Source organism: Nodularia chucula CCY0103, assembly GCF_963923915.1.
Taxonomy (GTDB): Bacteria; Cyanobacteriota; Cyanobacteriia; order Cyanobacteriales; family Nostocaceae; genus Nodularia; species Nodularia chucula.
In genome coordinates, this window is sequence record NZ_CAWUOL010000109.1 from 1 (window position 1) to 16,268 (window position 16,268).

Here is a 16,268-nt window from a genome sequence, read left to right on the forward strand (position 1 = left end):
CCCCTAGTAGTTTACTTCTACTTGTGTGTACACCGTAGCCTACAGGAGGTGGGGAGGGGTTCTTGTCTCTCACCCAAAGCGAGAAACGCTATATTAAAGCTATGTTCGGATCAAGCCTGTCACCTGACAGGCTTGCTTTTTTTAGTGATTATCTAAAGTTTTTTCCCCGACTTTAATTTAGAAATTCCTATTCCACCTGCAAATAAAATACCTAAAAAAGTACCCGGTTCTGGTACAGATTGTGATCTGGTACTAACAGCACCACTGACTTGGAATTGGACATCATTGTAGCTGAAATCTCCGCCATTTTCACTATCTTCAAAAGTAACATTAATTACTCCTGACGGTAGAGTTGCTACACCTGCATGGATAATATTATTAGGGTTGCGATTTGCTGGGCCTAATAAATAAGTTTGGTCATTATTAGGGACATATATACCAAAAAATAATTCTTCTCCAGATGGAAATATACCTAAATTCACTGTTGTCCCAACCTGTTGACTAGTGCCAATTAGCGTAAAATCTCCATTTGTTTCCAGAGAATTAAATAGTCGTAATTCGCTGATAAATGAAGCACTGGGGTTCCCTTCTAGGATAGTTGCTTCTACATTGCCTCCAGTAGAAAAAATTTGCTCACCAAGATTATATTCAATCCCATCTATATTTATTACCTGGGCAGAAGCAACATTTCCTACAAGCATAACGCTTGCACTAGTTATTGCCATTGCTAAGTTTTTTACAAAAGCTGTTCTTTTCATGAAAACGTCCTAAATACTTCAGCAACTAATAATTTAGTCTTTGCCATTTCGGTCTATAGCAAACTACAGAATATTTCTGTTAAATCAAGATCAAATAATCCGCCTTAACAAAAAAAACACACATAAATATTGGTTATAAATTTAGTAATTATTTCAAAACGCTGAAATTGCAAGGGTTTTCTGCTCATCCCAAATACAAATCTTGACTTTACAGAATATTTTTGTATATAAATACACAAAAAATACAGGTTAAATTACCTTCTCGTCGGGGACTTATAGCAAGACTTACCCAAAAACTCTGTGAAACCCTCTTCCTTCGTGTCCTAGCGCCCTGGAGGCATACGCTGGGCGAATGTGGTTTGTTTTATCGTAATTTTGCGCAAATCCTGCCTAATTTGTGGAATCTATCCCACTACAAATCAAAAATTACTCCTGGGTGTTCAGCTATATATCCTGGTGTATTTATTTGAATGATATATTTGTTACCATTCCCTTCGTATTGTATTTCCAGCTACAAAACTCAGTATCGCCAATTTTTGGTTTTATTTTCCGGGTGTTTCATGAAGCAAAAGAACATATAACTAGGGTTACAAAATTATTTCCCATACTTACGACTTTAAACTGCTGTTTGCAGAAATATTTGAGTCACACCGAAAATTGGTCAATTTTTTATTAAATATGATTTGACATCAGAATCTCATTAAAAACCTGAGATTCATCCTATCTAGATTTTGTGCGTAAAATCTTAGTTGGAAAATTATCGTGTAAAAAAGATAGGAAAAAATGCAACTTGATCACTGGGTAATTAATAATTTGGCTAAAGTCTGGGGACTTCATACCCTGGGTAATTTAGCACAGATACCTCTCATCAATGCTATTCCACTCAGGTTCGCGCAATCGTGCTTTTGAAACATCGTCAAAAGAATGTTTTATCGTAGGAAGTTTTAGCATTTTTGAAAATAGGTTCACATAGTACCATAAAGTATTCATAAACACAAATGATGATTTGCCATATCTTCAAAATGATCAATGATGAGACTGTCCCAAGTCAGCAGATACATACAGGACAGAAAGCCCTTACAGTAAGGATTATCGGTGATTGAATAGCACAAAAAAATCCGCCGACAAATTAAAAAATTTGCAGTAATTTTCCCACAACTAGATATTTTTAGGTTTTGACCGTATTTATCCGGCTCGAACTATCAGTTGTTTATTCATCTCTTTCATGGTAAATTTTCTAGTAAAGTAATAATTAAACTTGTTTCAAAAACATTATAAGCGAGGGGTTTGACCCCTCAGTGATTAGTAACTAAATAGCATAAAATAAACATAGACAATATGTAATTAGAGGTTTAAAAAATCCGTAAAACTAATGATATATAATGATTACAGAAGAGATGACATGAACAGCAAAGAGTAGTATACTTAGTAAAGTTGTTTTTAAAGTAGCTAAATAAATAGTTGTTGCTTTGAGAGAAAAATTAAGTTGATTACAAACATATTCTTGATTGAAAAGCTAGAAAATATACAACAAATTATCAGGGGAAAGCAATTTAATTAGAAGTTGAGACATTTTCCAGAGTTCAACACTGCATCTACCGCAAACCATATATACCAGCGAAGAGACTTTTTATTGAAGTTGAGCTTATGGAAACAATCATCAGGTCAAATGCAGCCGAAACTGTCAATGGAAGGAGAAGTTCAGAAATGAAATTTTATGATTATTATTTTTACTACTATTTAGCACTCCAATTCTTGTCAATTGACCAGAAATAAATATTCTGTTGTTCAGATTGAAGTAATCAAAGTTTCTGTTTTCCTCAATAATTTGCTGTACTACTAATAAATCGCTCTCAGTCAAGTTAAACATACAGCACAGACAATTTTTAACTAGTTTTAACAAAGATAACTAACACTATGAATCAAGATATTCCTGGAATTAGTAGCAACTTTAATAAAGCAATGAATCCTCAACAGTTTGAGAAAATAGTAGAAGCGATTCTTGCAGGTAAGTATTCCTGGGCTTGTGTTTTAATGCTACGAATAGTTGGTTACAATCCTTTACATTACATTCCCTATCGTACTTATAATCGATTGCTGAAAGAAAATACGCAAGTTAGTAGAACCCAGCAACAACATCATCAAAATAGCAAAGCGAACAAACCATCCATCAACCAACGCTCTAATATCAACAGTTCAACCAGTTGTTTAAGTAAAATTAAAGACCTTGGGTATCTGGAGGTAGTGGGAAAACAAAAAACCGAAATTAGTAGGAGAAGTTTAGATAATTAGTTGACGTTATATAAGGTCTATGATGATTGGCTCTATTCCTCTCAGCAGGGGTAGAGCTAATTCTGTATCTCCTTTTAGGCGTTTTATTCAACATATTTCTATGGGTTTAACTTTATCGTAGTTGATAACAGCAAAACTGTTCCATAAAATCTGCCAAAATGGCAAATAATACCCCACAAAATTCGATACATTAGAGATAACTATTTAAGAAGAGGTGATTACAGCAAAATTAATTTACAAATACCAAATCCATGAATATCTGATTATGAATCCTATCTAACTGATTGCTATTGCTGAAGCGTTCAGTTGCTCAGAGAGTAAATAACTCTTAAATCGAGACTAACAATTTAATTGTTACTATTGGTGGTTCTTTTTCCAATAAGTCTGAGAAAATAAAATTTAGCCTAGCGTCTCCCCGCAGTTTAAATTTTCATACCTGCTATTGAGTCTCTAGACGTGGGGAAACTCAATATAGCTTCTGGACTAACTTTGGTTTATATATGTCTAAATAAATACTATTTAGCTGGATAATCAAAAGTGGAAAAAGAAAAAGTAACGTTTATATTCTAGTTATGTCTCATAGATTTTATCTCAATGATGCTTGTTTGAAAACAAATAATCTTTTTTCTCCCAATTAGGATTATTTTTCGTCTATAAGTTCATATTTTATGCAAGAACTTCTGGAAGCTCAAAATGAGTAGCTTCCAGTTTTTTTTAGGGGAGTGGGGAGTAGGGTAAAAGCCTTTCAGTGTCTAACTTTTACGATCAGTTTATGTCCTAATGTGTATGCGTAGTGCTATACTGCTCATACCTCACTTGAATGGGAATTGCTATCAGTTCATCCTAGAGATAGATATTAAGAAGAGGAAGATAAATATATACTTCTCTGTCTGAAGATGGATGGAAGAGGATTATTTAATTTTTATGATTATTTGTTTGACTGAGAATTTTGTGATTTATATGCAAAATTTAAACATATTACAGAGGTTAATTTGTAAAATACAATACCCGAAATATAGGAATAAATGAAAGAAATAATGATCGAGATTTTATCTAGACAAAATTAAATATTAATTTCCTTTGAAGATACAATAAATATTGAGTAAAGATTTCATATTTTTTCTAAAAACCCTTGACTAGATGTAGGAAAATTTCTAAAAGAATAACAGCAGGTCAAGAGAATAGAGTGAACAACTGTCACTTTTTCATTGAACTTATTTTCCATATTTATGGAAATATGCTGATGAGATATTAGCTAGTTTTAGGCTAGTCTAGAAGGTAGATTTGTATTCATAACCTGACCTTAGCTGCCTCTAAGTTCCATTTTAGAATGGAATAGGTTGCAACCACATTTTTGGTAATTGAAACACAACCAGTTGAAATATTTTGAGGGTAATTTATAAACCTGGATTGCAGAGTTGAATAATATCCTCGAAATCGGAGTCTCTAAAAGACTCAAAATCACTTCCCTATGAGTATCAACTAACTAACAAAATCACACCAAGTTCTCAGGGAAGTTTATGAAGTTATGAGGGTTAGCCAGTGAGTAGTTTACTGGTTTGAGGTGTCTTACCAGAAATTGCTGTTTATTAGATGAGACAACAGCTATGCTTGCTTCATATTTTGTCAGGTTTGCTTACTACTACTTACTGCATATTTATGACTTCGCTACGGAAGCTATTGCTGACACTACAAAAAAGCAGCTTTTAACTAAGAATGTGTTGACTGGGAATAATAGCAAAATTCCGTGATGTGCTGACAGCTTTTTAGTTACACCTATAAATGCTGCACAGCTAATTAGTATGCTGAAATATTGGCGATATCTAGCCAATATCATACATATAGCCGGAAACAGGGCAGAAAAAACAGGTTTAAACCTACCTAATTTTAGGAGTTTGAGCATCTGTTTTTATCCTAGCTTCCTTGTCGATTGCTATAGATATTCCCTCAATTTCTTCACAATACTAGAGGGAAAATACCAAGCATTATACCGAAAAAATTCATATTCAATTAGCTATCCAAGGCTAATTAGTTTTGCAGTTATCCAGCCTACTTATGGAGGTTTGACTATAACTGCAATACCCGAAGTTGCCCAAATTTTTCGTGAATGACAATTGGTAATAAATATGTCTCATTTTCTTAGTGAAGGCGAAACTTTCCAAAACTACAACTTGCAAGAAGGTAAGTTTTTAACATCTTTTCAAAGGAAGGCTTTGCTGAAAAGTTTACAAACTGATTTACAGCCAGAATATCGGCGACGGATTGAAATTATGTTGTTAGCTGATGTGGGTAAATCTCAAAGCCAAATCTGTGAAATTATCGGTTGTTCTCAGGAGATGGCGCGCTACTGGATTGGTTTGGCGGAAGCGGGTTTAGCACATAAATGGAATGAGCGTCCCATTGGTAGACCAAAAATTGTGAATGATCAGTATCTGGCTCGTTTGAGGGAGTTGGTGAGTAATAGTCCTCGTGATTATGGTTATGCATTTACTTATTGGACAGCCCAATGGTTAAGTAAACATTTAGCTAAAGAGTTTGATATCCAAATTAGCGATCGCCACATTAATCGCCTACTTAAACAAATGGGACTGTCAACCAAACGTAAAAGTTCCAGCCCACCAGAAACTTCACAAACACAGGATGCGGGGATTACCATTTGTGATTTGCAATCTAATACCAGACCTAATTTCCATTGGTCATTGAATCTCATGCAGACCAATAAATAATTATGTCTTGGAGGAGAGAAAATGACATCAGCTTTTTCCCCGGAATATTTAGCGCAACAACTGATTCTCAGCTTGGGTGAGTCGTTGTCAGAGCAAGAAATTGAAAGATGTTTAATTGGGGTGGAAATTGTTGAACCACCTGTAGCCAAGCAATTTTGGCAATCCGTAGGCGCACCCAATGGTATATATATCGTCCTGGGGGGTAAAGTTAGGCTTTTAGATGGGGCGAATAACTTAATTACTACCCTGACAGCAGGAGGATCATTTGGCGAACTGACTTTATTTACAGAGGAAAAATTTAGTCCTTATGTGGCTAGAGCTTCTGTGAATTTAAAACTTGCCTATTTTCCCCAAGCATCTTTACAAGAGGTGATCCGTAAACATCCTAGCATCCGCGATCGCCTGAAACAACGTGCTGAACTTTGGGATTTACTCTTGTTATGTTGCCATAGTGGCCTAGTGCCTGACAATGGCTCTGTAGAAGGAATACTCAAAGCTTTGGCTTTATTTGAGCGCCACAGTGTGGAAGGTGATTCCCTCCCGGTGACATTATTCCAAGATACCAAACTCTGGTTATTACATCAGGGAGAACTACAGCATAGTAATGGGCGCATATTAACACCGGGAAATATTTATGTATATCCCCAGCAGGAAGATTGGCGGGGGACTCAACCGACTCAGGTTTATAGCCTGAAAAATCCTCAGTGGCCACTTGCATTAGAACACTGGCCGGAATTGGCGCAGTTATTACCAGAACGCCAAGAGGCTAGAGAAAACACAGCCATAGAAGTAATTACTCCCAGGAGAACCAGAGAACTACCACCACCAGACCCGCAACCGAAAAAGAAGCAAAAACAAGCCTATTTCCCTAGTCCAAAGGTAAAAGCTGGACATTGGTGGGGACGGTTAACTAAGCGGTATCCGTTTTTTGAACAACAAAGTGCTGCTGATTGTGGTGCTGCTTGCTTGGTGATGATTAGCCGCTATTGGGGTAAGCGCTTGAGTGTTAACCGACTGCGGGATTTAGCTAATATTAATCGCACCGGTGCGACACTGCGGGGTTTAACAACGGCGGCGGAAAGTATTGGTTTTACTACCCGTCCGGTGAAAGCTAGCTTAGATAAATTAGCACAACAAACTCTACCGGCGATCGCCCACTGGGAAGGTAAACACTACATTGTTGTTTATGAAATCGGCAAAAAGCACGTGATTGTTGGTGATCCGGCTGTGAGTCAACGCACCCTCACCCATGCTGAATTTAAAGCGGGTTGGACTGGTTACGCCTTGTTATTACAACCCACAGCTTCACTCAAGGAAACTGAAGAATCAAATACGCAGTTTTGGCAGTTCTTGGAATTAGTTAAACCCCATTCTAAAGTGCTGCTAGAAGTTTTTATGGCTTCAGTGTTTATTCAGATATTTGGATTAGTTACGCCGCTATTAACTCAGTTGTTATTAGACAGAGTTTTGGTGCAGCGTAGCACTCTGACATTAAATGCTGTGGGTTTTGGGTTGTTGATTTTTGGCTTGTTCAGCGTTGTGATTAATGGATTGCGGCAATATCTGCTAGATCACACCGCCAACCGCATTAGCATCGCCCTATTGGTAGGTTTTATTAAACACACCTTCCGCTTACCTTTAGCCTATTTTGAGTCGCGCTACGTTGGTGATATTATTTCCCGCGTCCAAGAAAACTATAAAATTCAGCGATTCCTGACGGGGGAAGCTTTATCCATCACTTTGGATTTGCTGACAGTGTTTATTTACGTGGGTTTGATGTTTTGGTATAGCCCACCAATGGCTTGGTTAAGTTTAACTATCATCCCACCATTCTTTATTTTGGCACTGGTGGCAACTCCATTTTTTCGGCGGATTAATCGGGAAGTTTTTAATGCTACCGCTAGCGAAAATAGTTATCTGATTCAATCCCTCACAGGTATTAGCTCAATTCGCTCAATGGCAATTGAACAAACAGTGCGCTGGCATTGGGAAGAGCTATTAAATAATGTGATCAAAAAAACTTTTGCGGGGCAGATTATTAGTAATAAGATGCAGCTTTTTAGCTCCGGGATTGAAACGCTAATTACTACTGGTTTGCTGTGGTTTGGGTCATGGCTAGTGATTCAAAATGAACTAACAATTGGACAGTTAGTTGCTTTTAATATGTTGTTGGGTAACATCATTCGCCCTTTTCAAAGGTTGGTGGTTTTGTGGAATCAATTCCAAGAGGTTGTGATTTCTACCGAACGCATTAATGATGTTTTGGAAGCGGAACCAGAAGAAGATTTGCACCACAAACCCCGGCAATTTTTACCGAGATTAGAAGGTCATATTCAGTTTGAAAATGTAACTTTCCGCTATCACCCAGAAAGCGATATTAATGTCCTACAAAATCTCAGTTTTGAAATTCTACCTGAGCAGACTGTGGCGGTGGTGGGGCGTAGTGGTTCTGGGAAAACAACCCTCGCCAAGTTGATATTGGGGCTATACCTGCCGACGGATGGCAAAGTATTAATTGATGCCCAAGATGTGACTAGTATTTCTTTACGATCGCTGCGATCGCAAATCGGATTAGTAGATCAAGATACCTTCTTGTTTGGCGGTACAATCCGCGAAAATATCACTATTGCTCACCCAGAAGCTAGTTTAGAGGAAATTATTGACGCTGCAACTTTAGCAGGAGCCGATGAATTTATCAAGCTCATGCCTGCTGGCTACGAAACCCAAATTGGTGAAGGTGGGGGAATGTTATCTGGTGGACAACGCCAACGGCTGGCGATCGCCCGTGCATTACTGGGAAATCCCCGCCTATTACTCTTAGACGAAGCCACTAGCCACCTAGATTCCGAATCTGAGCGCATTATCCAAAATAACCTCAAAACTATTCTCAAAGGGCGCACCAGCCTAATTATTGCCCATCGCCTGTCCACAGTGCGTCATGCTGACCTGATCTTAGTTTTAGATCGCGGCTTACTCGTCGAAAGTGGGACACACGACGAATTAATCGCCAAAAAAGGTCATTACTTCTACCTGAACCAGCAACAACTGGCTCAAACAGTGCAAACAGCCTGAAAAAGAGGCAGGGAAGTGTGGGGAGTGTGGGAAGTGTGGGAGGTGTGGGGAGTGTGGGAGGTGTGGGGAGTGTGGGAGGTGTGGGAAGTGTGGGAGGTGTGGGGGGAAAGATTGTTACTTCTCAATACCTAATACCCAATCCCCAGTCCCCAGCGATGCACTGAGCCTGTCGAAGTGTCCCCAGTCCCCAATCCCCAATCCCCAGTCCCCAGTCCCTGTAGAAAATAAACTGTGGAATTAATTATTATGCCAAACCCATCTGAAAACATCTCATTGGTACTTGCAAAACCAAAGCAAGACCAAAGTAATCATCTGGAAAACTCTGGTGCTGTTGTTCAATATCAGACAGAGTTAGAAACGCAAACTAATGATTGGTTTTACGGTACAGAAGAACTGCTAGATGCTTTACCAAGACTCTGGACACGTTCCATGCTGTACTTCCTAGTGGGATTTACTGCGATTATTTTACCTTGGTCGATGCTCACCAAAATTGATGAAACTGGAACCGCTAGAGGGCGTTTAGAACCTCAAGGAGCTACCCGTCAATTGGGAATTGCAGTTCCTGGTACTGTGAAGGCTGTCAATGTTCAGGAGGGGTCGATAGTCAAGGCGGGAGACATTTTGCTGGAATTGGATTCTGATGTCCTGCAAACAGAATTGCAACAAAGACAGACGCAATTGCAAGGATTAAGCGATCGCCAAGCCCAACTTAAGCTACTACAAAATCAATTGATGCTGGCGATCAATATCCAAGAACAACAAAATCAAGCCCAAAATTTAGAAAAAATGTCTCAAGTAAATCAGGCGCAGCAAAACCTGGATGCGAGACAAAGTGCGCTGAATTTACAAAGGTTAGAAAGACAGGCTTTAGTTGATCAAGCTCGGCAGAATATTAATTCTACTCAGACTGCTGAACAGTTAGTTAATAGTCGTTTTAATAGAGATGTCGCCGAAGTAGCTCGCTATCGTGAACTTTATGAACAAGGTGCAATTCCTCAAATTCAAGTTGTGGAGCTAGAAAAGACAGCAGAAGAAAGTCAACGTTTGCACTTACAAGCCCAATCTGATGTCACCCAAGCACAACTGCGGTTAAGAGAAGAAATGAGCCGCTATCAGGCCACAATGAGTCAAATTGTAGCGGATATTGAGCAAGCCAAACTACGGCTACAAGAACAGCAAAGCAGTTATCAAAGCGTTGTTCAAGCAGGTAAATTAGCACTGCTGAGAAGCCAAGAGCAACTCAAAGATATGGAAAGTCAAATTACTAGCCTGGATTCAGAAATTTCTCAAACCAAGAGCCAGATTTCTTCCTTGGAGATTCAGTTACAACAACGCATAGTGCGATCGCCTATAGATGGCATAGTTTTTGAGTTACCAGTTCGCAAACCAGGGCCTGTAGTCGAACCAGGACAAATCATCGCCCAAATTGCCCCTCAAGGTAGTAAATTGATCCTCAAAGCTCAGATACCCAGCCAAAACAGTGGTTTCTTAGAAGAAGGAATGCCAGTTAAAATCAAATTTGATGCCTATCCTTACCAAGATTATGGTGTGACAGAAGGGCGTGTAAACTGGATAGCACCTAACTCTAGAGTCCAGTCCAATAACCAAGGTAGTATAGATACTTTTGATTTAGATATCACCCTAGATCAACCTTATGTACAGGCTGGTAATCAACAAGTGAACCTACTCCCCGGTCAAACAGCCACCGCAGAGGTAGTTATTCGCCAGCGTCGAGTCATTGATTTCATCTTAGATCCCTTCAAAAAATTGCAACAAGGCGGTTTAGAACTTTAGAAATTAATGAAATAGACACCTAATATGATCAATTTTGTGGGGTGGGCATCTTGCCCATCCTGAGATAGTGATTATCTGAAATGTGCAAATTTAATTGGTCTTAATTAAAATATTAAAACTACCATTAGATAGAGACAATAAACAATATAGCAAGCAAAGATAATTAATAAGATACCGACTAATTAACAGCCACAAAACTTTTTTAATTAGTCATTAATTGGAGGACTTCAAATATGTCAAATATTTTAAAAGTTTCGGCTAATGACATTATTTACTATATAAAAATGGCTTGCCAAATACCTGGAATATTAGAGGCGATCGCCAGCCAGAGAATTATAGCCGAAGCCGCCGAAAAAGCAGGGATAGAAATCACCACAGAAGAACTGCAAACAGCCGCAGATAATCTCCGCCTAGCTCACCAACTACTCAAAGCAGAAGACACTTGGAGTTGGTTAGAAAAACATCATCTTTCCCTCGATGACTTAGAAGAAATCGCCAAAATAAACCTCACATCCTCCAAACTAGCCAATCATTTATTTGCAGACCAAATCGAACCATTTTTTTATGCTCACCAACCCAAATATTTTGGAGCAGTCACCTATGAAGTTATCTTAGATGACGAAGATTTAGCCTTAGAACTATTTTATGCTCTCCAAGAAGGTGAAATTAGTTTCCAAGAAATCGCGCGTCAATACATCCAAAATCCCGAAACCAGACGTGCTGGTGGATATCAAGGAATCCGCCGCCGTACAGAATTTAGACCAGAGATTGCAGCCGCAGTTTTTGCTGTTACACCTCCACAAATTCTTAAACCCATCATTACACCCAAAGGAGCGCATATCATCGCCGTAGAAGAAATAATTAAACCAGAATTAGATGAAAACTTGCGTTTTCAAATTATGGGAGACTTCTTTACAAATTGGTTACAGCAACAAATAGCCACCGTTGAAATTGTTACCAATCTTCAAGAAAATGTGACTTTTCCAACAACCAATAGTCTACTTAAACCAGCATAAGTAGAAAAGCGTATATAGCAGTTCCCATGCTCGTGAGGTACAAAGTTTTTTAGTTTTAGGGAACAGGGAACAGGGAATAAATTGGTGTGTACTTCATCAGACTGGGAAAGGCTATATCATTACAAGTTCGTAGTGAGGACTTTAGTCCTCACTTCCAGATACTACAAGGCTTTAGTTCTGAATTAAGGGCTAAAGCCTTGTAATTAACTTCGCAATATGCTAAAGCAAGTATACAAACCTGGATAAAGCTTGTAAAATTGCAAGACTGGAATAATTTTACAGATGTTCAAGCTACTGTACCTTTTGCACCTGACCAAGTTAAAAACTTCGTCATTCGCCATCTTAAATTCCGTAAAATTCAACTTAAAGTTGATCATAAAAAACCCGATTTTTATATACTATCTCAGGGAGTTAAGATAGACTAAAACCGGGTGAAAATTTGTAAAATAATATATTCAGCAATTAAAATTGCAAAGGCGTAAATATATCGTCCGAATGCGGATTAAGGTAAGGGCGTTGCAATTCAATTTCCAGCATAGAGAAATGTTTGAGAATAGATGCTAACCTACCTGCTGGCGTATCATTTTCTTGCTCCCAGACATCAAGCAAAGCATTCGCAATAATTTGACAACGATTCATTCCAAAACTTTCACGCTCTGTAAACTTGCTACTTGGTTCTTCAGCCAGAGCTAACCCTGGCGCTAGTAATTTAGTAAACAAAGGCACTACATCACCAAAATGTGATTGATTTTCTGTATACACCCTCTCTAAAACTGGGCGGACAACTTCATAATGATGTTTATCAAAGTAAAGCACTCCTGAGTCACAACGTCCATAATCTGAAGGATTATAAAGTGCTTTAAATGTGAAAGAAATTGGCAGAGCATTGAGTTGGGTAGTCAAATCATTCATCACAGCAACTGCACCATCTGGGGATAAATTAAAGTAGATGCGGACTATATCTTGATCGCCATGACTAGCTGCATTACCAACTGCCATATAGAACCCATTCTGCACCACATTTTTAGGCAATTTAATCTCCACTAAATTGCCCACAGTCACAGTTTTATCTTGTGGCTGTAAGTGAATATCGCGCTCAATGTGCAGAGTTAAACCACCCTTATGTACTGCTAAAGCGCCGTCTATTTCTTCTTTCACTACTAGCCAATTTTCGCTGAAGTAGCCCTCACCTTTATTGCTTTCATGTAAGCGATCATAAAAATTGATATCTACACCCAAAAAACTATTGTTTTCTAAGTCTTGATTCAAGTCAATATTTGTTGATTCTCCATCTGATGTCAGATGTAGATCCTTTTTTAAAGAACCATTGTAATAGACACCATAAAGAAAGCTACGCAGTTGTACAGCTAAATATTTGTTTTGCAGATCTAAAGGTAGTCTTGTGAACCGGGAAATTGCTTGTTCATTTAATTCTACGCTTTTATATTTGGGGTGCTTAATAGAATAATGGGAAACAATTTCCACCTGATGAATAATATCTTCTATTGATGTTTGCAATGGTTCTGGAATAGCAGCTAGTTGAGTTTGTAGCGAATCTAATAGTTGCATAAGAGATTACCTGTAAATTAAGAAAATGGGTAAAAAGGCCATGAATCGCAGATGTGCAAGGGAGGGAGACGAAATTAGCTAGTCCTATTGGTTATGTAGTGTGCAGAGCAAATTTATAGGCTTTAGCGTACGGGTGAATATTTGGTGGGAGTCAAATCTGAAGCATCCATACCGAAAATAGTTGGGATAGATGGTTCTGGACGACACAATAAACTCTTAGCCACTTGCAGCATACTGATACCTGGATTACCAAAGGTTTTTTCATGCTGGAGTGTGGCTTGAATGGATTGAATTAAGCCTAAACCGCAAAACTGCACTACTCGCCGTAAGAAATCGGGACGATGCTGTAAAACTTCGGGAAATTCAGCCAAATAAGCCTGAACCAGTGCAGCAAGTGAAGGACGGAGTGATTGTAAAGGGGTTGTCGCCAAGCGTAAAGACTCTTCAATTTCCATTCCTTTACCGACAACGACGCTATATAGCCACAATTGCAGGTAACTGGCGAGTAATGATCCTAAATCGTTAGCGGGATCTCCCCAAGAGCAACGTTCCCAGTCAATTAATCGAATCATGCTTTGATCTGAGGAGGAGCTATTTAAATTCACATCTTCCCAATTTAAGGAAAGCAAAATATTGTTCAGCTTCATGTCGTTATGAGTCAAACAGCAGGGAGTATAAGAACTACCCAACTCTGCGATCGCCTGACCCAAACTATCATAACGTTGATATAGGGCAAAGAATTTTAACCCATCAGCAGGAACAGTGCCAAAAATTTCCGGCGTTAGTCTATTGATGCGCTGATTTATTTTTGCAGCCTGTTGACTCGATGCATCCCCAGAATTTTCAAAGAATTGCCGATACTCTGGAAGTTCAATACTAACGCGATGAATCGATCCTAGAATAGTTCCGATTTTTGTTGCCACTGCTGTAGGAAAAATATTTTCCTTAGCATAGAAATCCGCTACATCTCGGTATTGATTGAGATAGTTAAAAATAATAATTGAATTTTCTGGGTCAAAATGTACCACTTCCGAAATCAAAGGACGTATATAGTTAAGTTCAGGGTTTTTTTGCAAAAACTCATGAATTTGCAATTCCTGCACAAACTCCCCCGCAGCTTTTCCTTCTCGGTTGTGGCGCTCTTGCTTAACTAAAAGTTGCTTCCCCTCTGATAATGTCAGTAATAAATTAAAGTTTTTCGCAGGTTTTAATTCAATATTACTCGATGAACGTTCTGCTTCATTACAGAGTCCCAGAGGAATTAGGTAATCAAAAACATTTTGATAGCTTAATAAAAATGGCATGGCGTTAAATACTCCTCAGTAACGTGAAAACTTGTTGTTGGTTAATCAAAAAACTGTAGAACCACAAGATTCCTATCCAAGCATTGATTACACACAACATTTTCTTAGTCATCATGTGGATTTGACTTTAATAATTAAAAAGGTACAAACTGGACAGGTGCAAAGTTAAACTGGTATACATTCATAAATGACTGTGCTAGAGACGTAATACTGTAGATAGCAAATGCTGATAACATAAAATCCATCAGGGTGTAAGTAAACTTCAGCATTTGATAAAATGCCTGGTCAATTACATATTCATTGCCCCCATATACAGATATAAAATACATATCTGTTATTTCGATAAAAAAGCTTTCTGAGTTAGTAAAGCTCAATTCTGAAATTACAATTCCTGCCATTTACTTGATACCTACGCAAATTATTGATTGATGGGTTATCACAAAATGAGTAGCATCTGAAAACTTAGTCAACTCATGCGCTATTTTGGCTGAAGCCAAACTGTTATTTATTCCCCATAATTCACAACCACAAATTTAGATTTATGGAAATTACAGCAAATTTTATCTCAGTCCTGCTTCCGTGATTTCAGCCGTTTAATTGAGCTTTGCCGCACCCCAAAATGTACACAAAATATTGATAATTTTAAGATGTGTACTTTATTAGGTTCCAAATGCTGTTATTCAACTAATTGAAGGATTTTAAGGATTGTGAAAATGTTGGTAAATTAGTAGCTCCTCGTTTACATTTTTTGATCTAGATTTAAGTTTCAATTCACTTGTCGAATTACATCATATATTTTTCAATTTGGCTGACTCTCATTGATTCAGATAATAATCAGCAATTCTATATAATTTGTGAGATTTGATGTTTTAATTTACTTTGGGTTTTCAGATTTCATATCAGATAGAACTGCTTAGTTATGACCTTGAATCTCAAGACAGCCATCAAGATTAATAGTTAACTACAAAGCTAGTAGAAACGACGTACTTTACTATATGACTTGGCTACATAAGTAGCATAACCAATGCCATAAGTACCGACAAATGTTCCAGCCAATGCAGTTAATGTAACTATGCCTCCGACAACGTTATATTGACCCTTAGAACTAGACTCTACGTCGCTGAGTTCATTGAGAAAGCTTTCGGAATCGTGGAACAGTTCAGAGCCAGTAGCGTAGAGTTGAGAAAGAGTGATATTTGCCATGATGTACTCCTAAAAGACTTGTGAAAACTTGTTGTAGTTAAGATGAAGCGGGTGTCTAGTCGGCTCTTCGGGACTATTGGTAATCAGAGAAATGCCTTTTTACCTTTAATCCCTGAAGAGCCATCAAGATTAGAAGTTGGCGCTGAATGACTTAGCTAACACAGTCACATGACCAATTGCATATACACTGACAAATGCTTCACTCAACTTCATCAATGTTGTAGGATCGCTGACAGCACCTTTACCGCCGAATTGTCCACCAGAGATGGAATCGACATCGCTAAATTCATTTAAAAAGCTTTCAGAATCGTTGAACAATTCAGAACCAGCAGCGTGTAGTTGAGAAAGTGTGATATTAGCCATGATGTACTCCTAAAAGACTTGTAAGGACTTTGAAAAATCAAACTGAAGATTGCTGAGATTAGCTAGATTACAGGGATTATTGGTAATCACAAAGGTTGATGTTAACCACATAGATGCTTTTTACCTTTAATCCCTGAAGAGCCATCAAGATTAGAAGTTGGCGCTGAATGA

The 16,268-nt window shown here is 38.2% G+C and carries 11 protein-coding genes; 5 read left to right on the forward strand and 6 right to left on the reverse strand.

Annotated features, from left to right (window positions below):
• Window positions 1-152: 152 nt before the first annotated feature.
• On the reverse strand, window positions 153-758 hold the full coding sequence (locus ACM0OP_RS21225; RefSeq protein ID WP_414530396.1) for a hypothetical protein: 606 nt from the start codon (window positions 756-758) through the stop codon (window positions 153-155).
• A gap of 1,917 nt (window positions 759-2,675) precedes the next feature.
• Between ACM0OP_RS21225 and ACM0OP_RS21230 the strand changes: the two genes are divergently transcribed.
• The 5 genes from ACM0OP_RS21230 (at window position 2,676) to ACM0OP_RS21250 (ending at window position 11,658) form a co-directional block, all read left to right on the forward strand.
• Window positions 2,676-3,050, forward strand: coding sequence for a HetP family heterocyst commitment protein (locus ACM0OP_RS21230; RefSeq protein ID WP_414530397.1), 375 nt, complete (start codon window positions 2,676-2,678; stop codon window positions 3,048-3,050).
• A 2,126-nt stretch (window positions 3,051-5,176) separates the two neighbouring features.
• Window positions 5,177-5,776, forward strand: a complete 600-nt coding sequence (locus ACM0OP_RS21235; protein WP_414530398.1) for a helix-turn-helix domain-containing protein — start codon at window positions 5,177-5,179, stop codon at window positions 5,774-5,776.
• A gap of 21 nt (window positions 5,777-5,797) precedes the next feature.
• Window positions 5,798-8,848, forward strand: coding sequence for a peptidase domain-containing ABC transporter (locus ACM0OP_RS21240; protein WP_414530399.1), 3,051 nt, complete (start codon window positions 5,798-5,800; stop codon window positions 8,846-8,848).
• Window positions 8,849-9,094: 246 nt separating this feature from the next.
• The gene (locus tag ACM0OP_RS21245; protein ID WP_414530400.1) at window positions 9,095-10,642 is read left to right on the forward strand and encodes an HlyD family efflux transporter periplasmic adaptor subunit; all 1,548 of its coding nucleotides are present in this window, start codon (window positions 9,095-9,097) and stop codon (window positions 10,640-10,642) included.
• Between the two features lie 233 nt (window positions 10,643-10,875).
• A complete protein-coding gene (locus ACM0OP_RS21250) occupies window positions 10,876-11,658 on the forward strand; it encodes a peptidylprolyl isomerase (protein ID WP_414530401.1) in 783 nt (260 codons plus the stop codon).
• Window positions 11,659-12,120: 462 nt separating this feature from the next.
• Here ACM0OP_RS21250 and ACM0OP_RS21255 read toward each other — a convergent pair whose 3' ends face one another.
• The 5 genes from ACM0OP_RS21255 to ACM0OP_RS21275 all read right to left on the reverse strand — a co-directional run bounded on the left by ACM0OP_RS21255 (window position 12,121) and on the right by ACM0OP_RS21275 (window position 16,097).
• Window positions 12,121-13,227, reverse strand: a complete 1,107-nt coding sequence (locus tag ACM0OP_RS21255) for a T3SS effector HopA1 family protein (RefSeq protein ID WP_414530402.1) — start codon at window positions 13,225-13,227, stop codon at window positions 12,121-12,123.
• A gap of 122 nt (window positions 13,228-13,349) precedes the next feature.
• Entirely contained in the window at window positions 13,350-14,531 is a 1,182-nt protein-coding gene (locus ACM0OP_RS21260; RefSeq protein WP_414530403.1) for a phosphotransferase family protein, read from the reverse strand.
• A 134-nt stretch (window positions 14,532-14,665) separates the two neighbouring features.
• Window positions 14,666-14,929: a hypothetical protein gene (locus tag ACM0OP_RS21265; protein ID WP_414530404.1), complete on the reverse strand. Its 264-nt coding sequence runs from the start codon at window positions 14,927-14,929 to the stop codon at window positions 14,666-14,668.
• A 571-nt stretch (window positions 14,930-15,500) separates the two neighbouring features.
• Window positions 15,501-15,734 (reverse strand): hypothetical protein, encoded by a 234-nt coding sequence (locus ACM0OP_RS21270; protein ID WP_414530405.1) that lies wholly within the window; start codon window positions 15,732-15,734, stop codon window positions 15,501-15,503.
• 129 nt (window positions 15,735-15,863) lie between these two features.
• Window positions 15,864-16,097: a hypothetical protein gene (locus ACM0OP_RS21275; protein WP_414530406.1), complete on the reverse strand. Its 234-nt coding sequence runs from the start codon at window positions 16,095-16,097 to the stop codon at window positions 15,864-15,866.
• Window positions 16,098-16,268: the final 171 nt, after the last annotated feature.

Bases quoted from the DNA above. Each gene is read 5' to 3' on its own strand.
- ACM0OP_RS21265 (WP_414530404.1), bottom strand. From the start codon at position 14,929: ATGGCAGGAATTGTAATTTCAGAATTGAGCTTTACTAACTCAGAAAGC.
- ACM0OP_RS21225 (WP_414530396.1), bottom strand. From the start codon at position 758: ATGAAAAGAACAGCTTTTGTAAAAAACTTAGCAATGGCAATAACTAGT.
- ACM0OP_RS21250 (WP_414530401.1), top strand. From the start codon at position 10,876: ATGTCAAATATTTTAAAAGTTTCGGCTAATGACATTATTTACTATATA.
- ACM0OP_RS21240 (WP_414530399.1), top strand. From the start codon at position 5,798: ATGACATCAGCTTTTTCCCCGGAATATTTAGCGCAACAACTGATTCTC.
- ACM0OP_RS21270 (WP_414530405.1), bottom strand. From the start codon at position 15,734: ATGGCAAATATCACTCTTTCTCAACTCTACGCTACTGGCTCTGAACTG.
- ACM0OP_RS21245 (WP_414530400.1), top strand. From the start codon at position 9,095: ATGCCAAACCCATCTGAAAACATCTCATTGGTACTTGCAAAACCAAAG.
- ACM0OP_RS21235 (WP_414530398.1), top strand. From the start codon at position 5,177: ATGTCTCATTTTCTTAGTGAAGGCGAAACTTTCCAAAACTACAACTTG.
- ACM0OP_RS21260 (WP_414530403.1), bottom strand. From the start codon at position 14,531: ATGCCATTTTTATTAAGCTATCAAAATGTTTTTGATTACCTAATTCCT.
- ACM0OP_RS21230 (WP_414530397.1), top strand. From the start codon at position 2,676: ATGAATCAAGATATTCCTGGAATTAGTAGCAACTTTAATAAAGCAATG.
- ACM0OP_RS21275 (WP_414530406.1), bottom strand. From the start codon at position 16,097: ATGGCTAATATCACACTTTCTCAACTACACGCTGCTGGTTCTGAATTG.
- ACM0OP_RS21255 (WP_414530402.1), bottom strand. From the start codon at position 13,227: ATGCAACTATTAGATTCGCTACAAACTCAACTAGCTGCTATTCCAGAA.